Raw genomic sequence first — 1,085 nt, forward strand, 5'->3', positions numbered from 1 at the left:
TCCTACCGCACCCGCGCCCGCCGCGAGCTCCTCACCAAGGACCGACCCAACCACAACTGATCAACCAGACGCAGGGGGTCAAGATTCAGAGACCCGCACGGGGTCGGTTTTCGGGGAGCCTTGACACAGGTCCATCGCCGGGCTCAGGAGGTTCAGAGACGTTTTCTTGGTGTAGCCATTCGTACAGCCAAGCCCACGGACGATGGCGAACGCCAGCGGACGACTGGAGAATCGGACATTGCGCCGACCGGGCTGTACAGACATCGGTGGACCCCCACGGACGAACCGCGCCGATCTTGTAGTCGGGAGGTCGACGGCCAGGATGCTGCCGCGCCGCTTCACTTCAGGATCGAGTCGCGGTTGGCGACAGGGAGGGGTGGTGCGGAACAGGAGGCCACCATCTTCATCCGGCCCCGCGCTGGGCACTTATGCGGCATCGTCCCGGCGATCGTGCTGTGCGGCACGAGCCACGACGACGGTGCTTACCGGCCAGAAAACGAACAGCACGAGCATGCCGAACCTTGCCGTCGCCGGATACTCGACATGCGTGCCCTCCGCGAGTGACCAGGTGCACCGGTTTCCCGGCGGCGCCCAGGTCCAGTGAGTCTCCCCGTAGTCGGAATCCTCCATGAGGGGCGGGCAGCCCAGCACGGCTTCACCCGCGAGCAAGATGATCCATCCGCTGAGACAGAACAGCCATGCGACGAGCGAGACCAACACAGCATTGCGAACGCCGCGACCCATGCGGGCAGTCTCTCGCACGCTCGGATCCTGCTTGGAACGTCCTGTCACGCCGGCTCCACGCCGTGGAACTTCCTACAGCCAAGCCGGCAGACCACGGCGGACGCCCGTGGACGGCGACGGAAACGCCGCAGGCAGTGACCAGGCTGTACGGACGTCCGTGGTCGTCCACGGACGTAATGAGCCGATCTTGTAACCGGGTGGTCGGAACGCCCGCCGGGTGTAGACGTCCCTTGGTTCTATCTGTCAAGCGGCGGCGGCCTGGGTGGGGTCGGTGAGGGCTGGCCAGGCGGTGGTTTCGTCGTAGGTCGTGCGGTGGCGTAGGCAGCCGTGGAGGATGGCGA

1 protein-coding gene is annotated in these 1,085 nt (G+C 65.5%); it reads right to left on the reverse strand.

What is annotated here, in order from left to right; all coding sequences use genetic code 11:
- Positions 1-426: 426 nt before the first annotated feature.
- Positions 427-762, reverse strand: a complete 336-nt coding sequence (locus AB1460_RS37705; RefSeq protein WP_368967362.1) for a hypothetical protein — start codon at positions 760-762, stop codon at positions 427-429.
- Positions 763-1,085: the final 323 nt, after the last annotated feature.

It is taken from the genome of Parafrankia sp. FMc2 (assembly GCF_041008525.1).
Lineage (GTDB): Bacteria > Actinomycetota > Actinomycetes > Frankiales > Frankiaceae > Parafrankia.